The sequence below is a fragment of the Acinetobacter sp. YH16044 genome, from assembly GCF_013417145.1.
In the GTDB taxonomy this organism is placed as follows: domain Bacteria; phylum Pseudomonadota; class Gammaproteobacteria; order Pseudomonadales; family Moraxellaceae; genus Acinetobacter; species Acinetobacter amyesii.
The window spans coordinates 1-11,008 of sequence record NZ_VPEK01000050.1 but is presented as its reverse complement, the minus strand read 5'-3'; the positions used below and the strand labels follow the sequence as shown (position 1 = coordinate 11,008).

The 11,008-nt window shown below is 40.4% G+C and carries 12 protein-coding genes and 1 pseudogene; all 13 read left to right on the top strand.

Going from position 1 to position 11,008, the window contains the following annotated elements; all coding sequences use genetic code 11:
- Window positions 1-92: pseudogene (locus FTV38_RS15590) on the top strand (IS5/IS1182 family transposase); the annotation flags it as partial.
- A 301-nt stretch (window positions 93-393) separates the two neighbouring features.
- Complete coding sequence (locus FTV38_RS15585) at window positions 394-1,449, top strand: polysaccharide biosynthesis/export family protein (protein ID WP_180022948.1); 1,056 nt, start codon at window positions 394-396, stop codon at window positions 1,447-1,449.
- A complete protein-coding gene (locus FTV38_RS15580; RefSeq protein ID WP_180022945.1) occupies window positions 1,449-1,877 on the top strand; it encodes a low molecular weight protein-tyrosine-phosphatase in 429 nt (142 codons plus the stop codon). Before FTV38_RS15585 ends, FTV38_RS15580 begins: the two co-directional genes overlap by 1 nt.
- A 16-nt stretch (window positions 1,878-1,893) precedes the next feature.
- Window positions 1,894-4,080, top strand: a complete 2,187-nt coding sequence (locus FTV38_RS15575) for a polysaccharide biosynthesis tyrosine autokinase (protein WP_218950294.1) — start codon at window positions 1,894-1,896, stop codon at window positions 4,078-4,080.
- A gap of 246 nt (window positions 4,081-4,326) precedes the next feature.
- Window positions 4,327-5,040 carry an FKBP-type peptidyl-prolyl cis-trans isomerase gene (locus FTV38_RS15570; protein WP_078191625.1) on the top strand — a complete coding sequence of 238 codons (714 nt, stop codon included), beginning with the start codon at window positions 4,327-4,329 and terminating at the stop codon, window positions 5,038-5,040.
- Window positions 5,041-5,094: 54 nt separating this feature from the next.
- Window positions 5,095-5,787: an FKBP-type peptidyl-prolyl cis-trans isomerase gene (locus tag FTV38_RS15565; RefSeq protein ID WP_180022944.1), complete on the top strand. Its 693-nt coding sequence runs from the start codon at window positions 5,095-5,097 to the stop codon at window positions 5,785-5,787.
- A gap of 193 nt (window positions 5,788-5,980) precedes the next feature.
- Window positions 5,981-6,721 (top strand): dienelactone hydrolase family protein, encoded by a 741-nt coding sequence (locus FTV38_RS15560; protein ID WP_180022943.1) that lies wholly within the window; start codon window positions 5,981-5,983, stop codon window positions 6,719-6,721.
- 51 nt (window positions 6,722-6,772) lie between these two features.
- On the top strand, window positions 6,773-7,132 hold the full coding sequence (locus FTV38_RS15555; protein ID WP_180022942.1) for an HIT family protein: 360 nt from the start codon (window positions 6,773-6,775) through the stop codon (window positions 7,130-7,132).
- 153 nt (window positions 7,133-7,285) lie between these two features.
- Window positions 7,286-8,332 carry an A/G-specific adenine glycosylase gene (gene mutY / locus FTV38_RS15550; RefSeq protein WP_180022941.1) on the top strand — a complete coding sequence of 349 codons (1,047 nt, stop codon included), beginning with the start codon at window positions 7,286-7,288 and terminating at the stop codon, window positions 8,330-8,332.
- 67 nt (window positions 8,333-8,399) lie between these two features.
- A complete protein-coding gene (locus FTV38_RS15545; protein WP_180022946.1) occupies window positions 8,400-8,927 on the top strand; it encodes a M23 family metallopeptidase in 528 nt (175 codons plus the stop codon).
- A 15-nt stretch (window positions 8,928-8,942) separates the two neighbouring features.
- Window positions 8,943-9,188: a hypothetical protein gene (locus FTV38_RS15540; RefSeq protein ID WP_180022940.1), complete on the top strand. Its 246-nt coding sequence runs from the start codon at window positions 8,943-8,945 to the stop codon at window positions 9,186-9,188.
- A gap of 19 nt (window positions 9,189-9,207) precedes the next feature.
- Window positions 9,208-9,777 carry a DNA-3-methyladenine glycosylase I gene (locus FTV38_RS15535; RefSeq protein WP_180022939.1) on the top strand — a complete coding sequence of 190 codons (570 nt, stop codon included), beginning with the start codon at window positions 9,208-9,210 and terminating at the stop codon, window positions 9,775-9,777.
- 24 nt (window positions 9,778-9,801) lie between these two features.
- The gene (locus FTV38_RS15530; protein ID WP_180022938.1) at window positions 9,802-10,824 is read left to right on the top strand and encodes an NAD(P)-dependent alcohol dehydrogenase; all 1,023 of its coding nucleotides are present in this window, start codon (window positions 9,802-9,804) and stop codon (window positions 10,822-10,824) included.
- Window positions 10,825-11,008: the final 184 nt, after the last annotated feature.

Sequence of the window (11,008 nt, the reverse complement as noted above, 5' to 3'; positions counted from 1 at the left end):
TTAGAGGAATTGCCACAAGATACGATAAGCTAAAACGTAACTATCAAAGCGCTGTTGCTTTAGCTTGTATATTTATATGGTTGCCTCTTTAGCTCAATTTATCGGCTGTAAATGTCAACACACCCTAATATTTGATTTTTAACACCAATTACTTAAATGAATTTATTATGTATTCATTAACATATATGTGTTTTATTTCACACAATAATCATTACACTGTAGCAACACATTTTGACAGCAAATCCTAGGATGTTTACTTTACATAGTATAAAATGCTGCGTTATATATTTTAAAAATCAGGCGATTGCCTTTTTTACAATTCAATTATTTTTATAAGTAGGATTTCGAGTGAGTTACTATCGTTATAGCTTCTTGTTAGCACTCAGTTTAGGTATGACGGGTTGTGCAATCACATCAGGTCTTCAAACATATGATTTACCAAAAGAAGGTGTTTTCCAAACAGATCTAGGTTCAACTGTAAATGTCATCAAATTATCACAAGACAATTTAGCAGCCGTTCAACCCGCACAGATTAATCAACAAAATTTTGCTCACCTTTTCAATCAACAACAACAACAATATCGATTAAATTCTGGTGATATTTTATCCATTTATTTATGGGCATATCCGGAAATAACGCCACCTACAAATACCATTAGTAATGAAGAAGCGATAAAATCAAACGGTTACCAAATCGACCAAAATGGTTATATTCAATTCCCTATTATTGGCCGATATAAAGCTGCCGGAAAATCCCTAACAAAAGTTAATCAGGAGTTACGTAGCCAACTTGCCCGCTATTTGAAAACTCCTGATGTGATTGTTCGCGTTCTTTCCTACCAAGGCCAGCGTTATTCTGTCCAAGGTAATGTAATGAAAGGTGGGCAATTTAATCTCACCGACCAACCTACCAGCGTATATACTGCACTTGGTCTTGCTGGCGGTGTGAATACGCAATTTGGCGATAATACGTCTATTACCTTGGTACGCCAAGGACAAACTTACAACTTAAATAGCATTCAGTTAGAAAAGGCTGGCTATTCACTACATAATCTACTCATACAGCCTAACGATACAATTTATGTCAATTCACGCGAAAATCAGAAAATTTATGTAATGGGTGAATCTGGTAAAAATCAATCCCTACCAATGCGTGATCAAGGAATGAGTTTAAGTGATGTCTTGGGCGAAAGTCTTGGGGTAAACTCGCTTTCTGCAAGTCGAGGTAAAATCTACGTAGTACGTAGTGATATGAATAGTCCGATGACCGAAATTTATCATTTGGATTTAACCAGTATTGGTGACTTTGGACTCGCAAACCAGTTCAGAATGCGTAGCAACGATATTGTATATGTTGATGCATCTGGCTTGGCACGTTGGCAGCGTGTGATCAATCAGGTGATTCCTTTCTCAAATATGATCTATAACATCGACAGAATGGGTCAATAATGTTATTTAAAAATATTCTGGTGGTGTGTGTAGGTAATATTTGCCGAAGTCCTATGGCAGAATATCTTCTGAAAAAGAATCATCCCGATCTGAATATTTATTCAGCGGGAATCGCAGGGATGATTGGACATGCAGCAGATGAAAAAGCTCAATACTGTATGCAAAAAATTGGCGTAGATATGAGTGGACACATTGCGCAAAAATTGAATGCTGAACTGATCAAAAAATCAGATTTAATTTTAGTCATGAGTTCAAATCAACAAAAGCATATTGAACAAACATGGCCATTTGCAAAGGGAAAGACCTTTCGTTTAGGACATTGGCAAGGTAAAAATGTGCCTGACCCATACCAGCACGATCAAGCCTTTTTTGACCAGACCTCAGAACTGATCCAATCTTGCGTTGCAGATTGGACTAAACAAATTTAACTTTTGATGTACGATTATGAGCCAAAATACCAATACAGAAGATACAATTGATTTAAAAGAATTATTTTTCTCTCTGATTGCACAGTGGAAGTTAATTGCTCTATGTGTAATTTTAAGTCTTGTATGTGCCTTACTTTATCTTAGAACCACTCCTGATACTTATGCAGTCAATGCAATGGTTCAAGTCGAAGAGAATAAAGGAGCTTCTGCTGCGTTGTTAGGTGATCTTTCTAATATGATAGATCAAAAACAACCCGCCCAAGCAGAAATTGAGATTCTTAAATCACGTTTAGTTCTAGGTACCGTGATTCAAAACTTACATCTCGATCTAAAAATTTCTGGTACTGAAAATTCTTTCACTGATCGTTTATTTTCACCGCATGAATATGCCACCGAATATAAAAATAAATCAGTCGTTTTCAAAGATAATGAAAAAAGTTTTGAAATCCGCCAATTTGATATCCCTGCGCAATATCGTGACAAAAACCTTAGTGTACAGTTTCAAGAAAATAAATTTTCTTTAATTGATCTTCAGACTGAGCAAACAATTTTAACAGCACCATTGAACCAAAAAAATTCTTTACGTACTGCAGAAGGCCTTTGGGAAATCTCAATTTATAGTAAAGATCAATTCAAAGATCACTATTTAATTCAAAAGCAGTCTCTACCTGCCGCAGTTGATAGTATTTTGGCAAATTATTCTGTTGCTGAAAAAGGTAAAATGACGGGCGTGCTTGGCCTTAACTATCAGGGCCAAGATAAAGAACATATTACAAAAGTTTTAAATGCCATTTTAGCAGCCTACAGCCATCAAAATATTGAAAGACGTTCGGCTGAAAGTGCACAAACATTAAAATTCCTAGACGAACAACTCCCTGAATTAAAACAACAGCTTGATGTCGCAGAACGTGAATTTAACAAATTCCGTCAAGAGTTTAATACTGTCGATGTCACTAAAGAATCTGAGCTATATTTAACTCAAAGCGTCACTCTTGAAACTCAAAAAGCTGAATTAGAGCAAAAAGTTGCTGAAGCTTCTGCGAAGTACACCATTGAACATCCAGTGATGCAGCAAATGAATGCTCAATTGGGTGCAATCAATAGCAAAATTGGTGAACTCAATACCACCTTAAAAAAATTACCAGACTTACAACGTCGTTATTTACAGCTCTATCGTGAAGTTGAAGTCAAGCAACAACTGTACACTGCTCTACTTAACTCTTACCAACAGCTTCGTATTGCCAAAGCTGGTGAAATTGGCAATGTGCGTATTGTGGATACTGCTGTAGAACCGATTAAACCAATTGCGCCGAAAAAACTACAAATATTGATACTTTCAATTTTCCTCGGTGGTTTCCTCGGTACATTACTTGCACTACTACGTAACATGCTTCGCTCAGGGATCAAAGATTCATCAGAAATTGAAAATAATCTGGATCTTCCTGTTTATGCAACTGTGCCACGTTCACCTGTTCAAGAAAGTCGCATCAAGTTACTCAAGAAGAAAAAGACCATTCCTGTACTTGCAGTTAAAAATAGCGATGATATTGCGATTGAAAGTTTGCGTAGCATGCGTACAGCCATTCACTTTGCACTGACATCTGCAAAAAACAACCTGATCATGATTTCTGGGCCTGCACCAGAAGTTGGTAAATCGTTTATTTCAACCAACTTGGCTACGATTCTTGCGCAAAGCGATAAACGTGTTTTAATTATTGATGCCGATTTACGTCGTGGGTATTTAAACAAATACTTCAATCATGACAACCAACCAGGTCTTTCTGAATATTTAAATGGTCAGCGTGATCTAGACAGCATCATTAAAACCACTGAAATTCCAAATTTAAGTGTGATTACTCGTGGTAAAAGCCCTTCTAACCCATCTGAGCTTTTAAGTTCTGGTAAATTCAAAGAATTCTTAGATTTGATTTCACCGATGTTTGATCATGTGATCATTGATACCCCTCCTGTACTTGCGGTGACAGACGGTATCATTATTTCGCAATTTGCTGGCGTGAATCTGGTGATTGCTCGTTATGCGAAAACTCAGTTGAAAGAATTAGAGTTAACCGTGAACCGCTTTGAACAAGTGGGTGTGAAGGTCAATGGTATTATTCTAAACGACATTCAACGTAGCTCAGCAGGTTATGGTTATGGCTATAACTATTCTTATGGTTATAAAGCTTCAAAAGACCAAGACTAATTCAAGCCTATTCAAAAAAGCCACCGAATACGGTGGCTTTTTTTATTTTCGAAATTTATGTTGCATGCATCTTTCTGTATAAAAAATGTTTTATATATTCATACCGTTATAGTATAAAAATAAGAACATGACTATGATGATCTTTCCTGCACCTTACCTGATCATAGAGATAGGTAAGCGCTGAACAGGAAAAGTCTGCTAGAATTTCAGCAACTTTTTACATATAAAATAATTGTGGGAAAATATATGAGTAAGGCCCTACCTATCGCTGTCGCTGTATTACTCGGCGGTGCCGCACTTGTTCCTGTTTACTATGCAACTAAAACACCTGCTACGCAATCAGCAACATCAACTCAACCAGCTGCAAATGCTTCTGCTGTCGCTAAAATCAGTTATGCACTTGGTTATGAAGTTGCCCATCAAACGCCTCCAGAATTAGATATTGATAGCTTTGTCACTGGCGTTCGTGCGGGTCATGCTCGTGCAAAACCTGCATATACTGAAGAAGAATTACAAAAAGCATATGCTGAGTTCCAGCAAGAAATGCAAAACAAGCAGCTCGAAAGCAATAAGCAAGCACAAAGTAGCAGCGATAATTTCTTAACAGAAAACAAAAGTAAAGCTGGGGTTAAAACCACTGCTTCTGGTTTACAGTACCTAACAACGAAAGAAGGTACAGGTAAACAACCGCAAGCCACATCAGTTGTTAAAGTTCACTACACAGGTAAGTTAGTGGATGGCACTGTATTTGATAGTTCAGTACAGCGCGGCGAGCCAATTGAATTTCCGTTGAACCAAGTAATTCCGGGTTGGACTGAAGGTCTGCAGTTAATGAAAGAAGGCGGCAAAGCTACTTTATATATTCCCTCAAACCTAGGTTATGGTGCTCAAGGTGTTCCGGGAACGATTCCACCGAACAGTACTTTAATTTTTGATGTAGAACTCATTGAAGTTAAATAATAAAACCGGTACAGGAGAGCTTTTCGCTCTCCTGCTTTATTTTGAGACTCGGTCATGAAATTACAGATCAGTATGTTGTGTTTGGCATTCTGCTCAAGCACTGTATTTGCCAAAGATGTCAGTAATAAAAGTAGTGCTGCAGAACAAGTGGGTTATAGTTTTGGTTATTTAATGGGACGCAGTAATGCTGAATCCATTAAGGATTTGGATATTGATGCATTTGTTGCAGGTTTAAAGGCAGCTTCTAAAGGTCAAGCTTCGTCATTAACAGATGAAGAAATGACCCGTGCCTTAACCCAATATAAAAAGCAAACCGAAGCGAAACAACTGATTGAACTGAAGCAAAAAGCGGATGCGAATGCCACCATTGGTGCCGCTTTCCTTGCTGAAAATGCCAAAAAACCGGGCATTCAGGTCACGAAATCTGGCCTGCAGTATCAAGTCATTCAAGCTGGCAAAGGTAAGTCACCCAAAGCAAATTCAACAGTGAAAGTTCACTATGAAGGTCGCTTAATTGATGGTACTGTTTTTGATAGTTCAATTGCACGCAACCAACCTGCGATGTTCCAAGTGAGTCAAGTCATTCAGGGTTGGACAGAAGGTCTACAGTTGATGAAAGAAGGTGCAAAATATCGCTTCTTCATTCCTGCCAATTTGGGCTATGGTCAAATTGGTTCAGCAGACGTCATTGAGCCAAATAGCACGCTGATTTTTGATGTAGAGCTCATTGAAGTTCTCCCGAAATAACAATACTCTCTTTAGGAGCATCGACAAATCTCGGTGCTCCTCAATATTTCTTCTTTCCATTATTTTCTTTTACAATTTTTTTGATTGATTTGACTTAAAATTCACATTGATATCTTATATTTATTTCACAAAAACTATTTTCCCTTTATCTTAAATCTTCATTAACTGCGTAGCCGCACATAAGGATTTGACCATGACCGTTAAAATTAAGACGCGCGAAATTCAATATACAGCAGCGGATGGAACTCAACTTTTTGGCTATTTTGCTGCTCCAGAGTTAGACACTGCGATTGCAGGTGTGTTAGTTGCCCCTGAATGGTGGGGACGCAATGAATATACCGAACAACGTGCGCGTGAATTGGCAGAACAGGGCTATGCTGCTTTCGCTTTGGATATGTATGGTGACAAAAAAGTCACCACAGATGCCAAGCAAGCTTATGAATGGATGATGCAGACTTTTGATCATGCCGACACCATCGTGACCCGTGCGTCGGCTGCATTACACACTTTGGCACAGCAAAAAGAAGTAAATGCAGATAAACTCGCAGCTATAGGCTTTTGCTATGGCGGAAAAGTCGTGCTGGATTTAGCTCGTTCAGGTGCTGCATTAAAAGCTGTGGTGACCTTCCATGCAACACTTGCTACAGCGACTCCTGCACAAACAGGACAAGTTCAAGCAGAGATTTTAGTGCAACATGGTGAGCTCGACTCGATGGTGAGCTTAGAAGATGTTGCGACCTTTAGAAATGAAATGGATGCTGCCCAAGTGAAGTATCAAATCAATATTTTTGAAGGTGCAAAACATGGCTTTAGCAACCCGATGGCGGATGAACGCGCCAAAGCCAACGGCGTAGATTTAGCTTATAACGCTACTGCAGAACAACAAAGCTTAGCGGCCATGTATGCCTTGTTAGCACGCCAGCTTGGTTCTTAAAGCGCTAAGAACCAATACCAATATTTAATTTATAAAAATGAGGAGAGCACAATGACAGATCTCAATTGTCCATATTGCAATTTTGACGAATATGACGTGATTGCAAAAAATGATTTTGGAGTTGTACTTCCTGAACCACACACACTGTCTAAAGGACATGCTGTCATTGTCCCGCTACGTCACGTTGGTTCTTTTTTTGAAATTACTGATAAAGAACGTAAAAGTTTAATGTCCTTACTTGAACAAGCACGTAATGAATTAAATTTACGCTATCAACCTACTGGCTTTCATATTGGGTTTAATGATGGACAAGTTTTTGGCGAAGCTACTGAACATGTGCATATTCACATTATTCCACGTTATGAAAACCAAACATTGGCGCTCGATACCCGCTGGGGCTTTAAAAGCTAAACTTTAAATTTACACTCACTAAGGAGCCTCGGCTCCTTTTTTGATGGCCACTATTTTTGCATTTCCCCTGATATACAGTTTTCGTTTTGAACAAAAAGAATGACTATTGAAAGATGTATACTAGGCAGGTTTTTTCAATTTTGACTGTATTGCATGTTTAACTTTTCTGATGCCCTTCTCGACTGGTTTGATGTCCATGGTCGTCATGACTTACCGTGGCAAGTGAAGGATGACCCTTACAAAGTATGGGTTTCAGAAATTATGCTACAACAGACTCAAGTCAAAACCGTCTTACAATATTTTGATCGATTTATTCAACGGTTTCCGACTGTTGAAGATTTAGGCCATGCCTCTTGGGATGATGTGGCGCCCTATTGGGCTGGCTTAGGCTACTATGCACGGGCTCGGAACTTACACAAAGCCGCGGGTATTGTTGCACGTCAGGGACATTTTCCAAGCAATCTTGAGCAGTGGATGGAACTACCGGGTATCGGCCCGTCTACCGCGGGTGCGCTGATGTCTTTAGGTTTAAGACAATATGGCGTGATTATGGACGGCAACGTCAAGCGTGTATTGTCTCGTTTCTTTGCTATTGAAGATGATTTATCGAAACCTGTACATGAACGGGCCATGTGGCAACTGGCGACAGAGCTCTGCCCCACTGAACGCAACCACGATTATACCCAAGCGATTATGGATCTGGGTGCAACCGTTTGCACGCCGAAAAAACCGCTCTGTTTATATTGTCCCATGCAACAGCACTGCAAAGCACATGCACAAGGTTTAGAGACTGAATTACCTTATAAAAAGCCTAAAAAGCCTGTTCCAGTGAGAGAGGCTCAAGTCATGCTGATTCAATCTGCAGGAGAATGGCTGTGGATACAACGTCCGAATAGCGGTCTATGGGGCGGTCTGTGGTGTTTACCTATTTTTGATCAACCCCATGAGTTTCAATCCCACACTCAGCAGCTTGGTCTGAAACCTACCACCACTCAAGTGCAGATATCACATAGCTTTACTCATTTCACTTGGCTTTTAGAAGCTACTGTATTTACCGGTACTGCAGATCAAAAAGAGCATTTAGCGATTGAATGCAACGCACAGTGGTTTACACCGATACAAGCCACTTCACTCGGTATTCCAACCGCCATGAAAAAACTTATTTCTACGCTAGAACTCGAAAGCTATTCTATGCCATAGTTTTGGACTGCTCATCAATTGTATAGGGACAAATGTGACTCAAGGATTTTTTCAGCTTCGCAAAGGGTTGTTTGGCGGTATTGGTTTTATTTTGCTTTTACTCAGCGCCTGTACGTCGACTCCACCCAAACCATCTAGCAGTACATTGCCTGCTCATGAAGTGAAAAAATTACAAAACATGCGTTTATCCAATCAATTGCCTGTTCCTGTTCATCAAGTCAAACGAAGTGCCCTCAAGGATACTTGGGGCGCAGCGCGTAGCCAAGGACGAAGCCACGAAGGCATTGATATTATTGTTCCACGTGGAACAAAAGTTCTCAGTGCTACAGAAGGTTTAGTTGCTGACTTACGTAATAACAATTTGGGTGGTAAAGTGATATGGATTATGGGGCCCGCAGGTTCTTGGCATTATTATGCGCATCTTGATGGTCATAAACGCGGCTTAAACGTCGGCGACTATGTCAAAAAAGGTGATGTCATTGGCTATGTAGGTAATACTGGCAATGCCCGACATACTGCACCACATTTGCATTATGGCATTTACTTGGGTGGTAAAGGTCGCAATGCTGTTAACCCCTATCCGTATTTACGTTAATTTTAGGAAACATACATGTCAGAAGCGTTGATCAATCGTCTGGTGGAATTTGCAGAATCTGGTAATCAACAAAAAATCAGCCTCAATGGCCAGTCTTATCAGGGCTGGATCATGGAGATCACTGAAGAAGCATTACTCATCAGCACCGGCTACGCAGACAAATCGGGTAACGATGTATGGATTCAATTTGCCGATCTCGATCAAGCGGAACTCTTGTATTGGGACAATAAAAACGATCAATGGACAGCTTTTAAAATTTAAGTCAAAAGGAGCATTTAACATGACGACACAACGCTGTGCTTGGTGCTCCGAAGATCCTTTGTATATTGCCTACCACGACACTGAGTGGGCTAAACCCAGTTTTGATGAGCAGCATCTCTTTGAAATGCTGTGTCTTGAAGGACAACAAGCGGGGCTGTCTTGGATTACTGTGCTGAAAAAACGGGCCTGTTATCAGCAGCATTTTTTTCAACATCCCATTGCCGAAATCGCAGCGTTGAGTGACCTACAATTACAAGAAAAATTACAAGATTCAGGTTTGATTCGCCATATCGGCAAACTCACTGCCATTCGTGATAATGCCAAAGCATGGCAACAGTTAAAAGCCCAAGGGATTCATCCTGTGGAATTTCTTTGGAATTTTGTCGAAGGACAAATTGCCAATAATGATGTAGTTGAATATCGTAGCGCCCCTGCACAAACCGCTCAAAGTCAGGCCATGTCCAAAGCATTAAAAAAGCATGGTTTTAAATTTGTAGGCCCAACGACTTGCTATGCTCTGATGCAAGCTATCGGCATGGTCAATGATCATGAAAATCACTGTGACTTTAAATACACGCACGAAGAATGACCTCAAAACATAAAGGATAGAATAATGAGTGACAATACAATCCACGCCTATGCAGCAATGAACAGTGGTGAAGCCCTTGTTCCCTATCAATTTGATGCAGGTGAATTACAAGCCCATCAGGTTGAAGTCAAAGTCGAGTATTGCGGTCTTTGTCACTCAGATATTTCTATTATCCAAAATGATTGGAAATCTTCGGTTTATCCTGTGGTCCCAGGGCATGAAGTAATTGGAACCATTACCCAACTCGGCAGCGAAGCCAAAGGACTGAAAATCGGACAGCGTGTAGGCATTGGCTGGACAGCAGAAAGTTGTCAACACTGTGACCCGTGTATCGATGGTCGCCAAGTGCAATGTACCGGAACCAAGACAGCGACGATCGTCGGTCATGCAGGTGGCTTTGCCGACAAAGTCCGTGCTGGCTGGCAATGGGTTATTCCGCTTCCAGATGATCTTGATCCAACCAGTGCTGGTCCTCTACTCTGCGGCGGAATTACGGTATTTGATCCCATTTTACAGCACCAAATTCAGGCCATTCACCATGTTGCCGTGATCGGCATTGGTGGTTTAGGTCATATGGCGATTAAACTGCTCAAAGCTTGGGGCTGTGAAATTACTGCGTTCAGTTCAAACTTAGATAAAACCGATGAACTTAAAGCCATGGGAGCTGACCATGTGGTGAATAGTCGTGATCTTGCTGCAATTAAAGCACAGCGTGGGAAGTTTAATTTGATTTTAAGCACGGTCAATGTGACGTTGGATTGGCAAGCCTACCTTTCGACTTTGGCACCGAATGGAAGCGTTCACATGCTCGGCCTAGCACTTGAGCCGATGCAAATCCCCGCAGGTATGCTGATCAGTGGTGCTAAATCAGTCACAGGCTCATCAACTGGCTCTCCTGCAGCACTGCGTGAATTACTTCGATTCGCTGCACGTCAAAATATTGCTCCACAAATTGAAATGTATCCAATGTCTCAGGTGAACGAAGCGATTGAACGTTTGCATTCAGGAAACGTGCGTTATCGTATCGTGTTGAAAGCTGATTTTTAACGGCAAAAATCTAAGCCCAAAAAGCCTGCTGCATGCAGGCTTTTTTTGTATGCTTTATGTCCCGTCCTGAAATAAGTTTACACCTTAAGAGACTTATTTTATGGAACATGCACAAGAACAACGAGTTAAACGCACACAACGTGATTATAGCTTCGCCTTTAAAATGATGGTTGTACATGAAGTA

Excerpts from the sequence above, each read along its gene's own strand:
- FTV38_RS15540 (WP_180022940.1), top strand. The coding sequence starts at position 8,943 with ATGTCAGAAGCGTTGATCAATCGTCTGGTGGAATTTGCAGAATCTGGT.
- FTV38_RS15555 (WP_180022942.1), top strand. The coding sequence starts at position 6,773 with ATGACAGATCTCAATTGTCCATATTGCAATTTTGACGAATATGACGTG.
- FTV38_RS15530 (WP_180022938.1), top strand. The coding sequence starts at position 9,802 with ATGAGTGACAATACAATCCACGCCTATGCAGCAATGAACAGTGGTGAA.
- FTV38_RS15575 (WP_218950294.1), top strand. The coding sequence starts at position 1,894 with ATGAGCCAAAATACCAATACAGAAGATACAATTGATTTAAAAGAATTA.
- FTV38_RS15560 (WP_180022943.1), top strand. The coding sequence starts at position 5,981 with ATGACCGTTAAAATTAAGACGCGCGAAATTCAATATACAGCAGCGGAT.
- FTV38_RS15570 (WP_078191625.1), top strand. The coding sequence starts at position 4,327 with ATGAGTAAGGCCCTACCTATCGCTGTCGCTGTATTACTCGGCGGTGCC.
- FTV38_RS15585 (WP_180022948.1), top strand. The coding sequence starts at position 394 with ATGACGGGTTGTGCAATCACATCAGGTCTTCAAACATATGATTTACCA.
- FTV38_RS15535 (WP_180022939.1), top strand. The coding sequence starts at position 9,208 with ATGACGACACAACGCTGTGCTTGGTGCTCCGAAGATCCTTTGTATATT.
- mutY (WP_180022941.1), top strand. The coding sequence starts at position 7,286 with ATGTTTAACTTTTCTGATGCCCTTCTCGACTGGTTTGATGTCCATGGT.
- FTV38_RS15580 (WP_180022945.1), top strand. The coding sequence starts at position 1,449 with ATGTTATTTAAAAATATTCTGGTGGTGTGTGTAGGTAATATTTGCCGA.
- FTV38_RS15565 (WP_180022944.1), top strand. The coding sequence starts at position 5,095 with ATGAAATTACAGATCAGTATGTTGTGTTTGGCATTCTGCTCAAGCACT.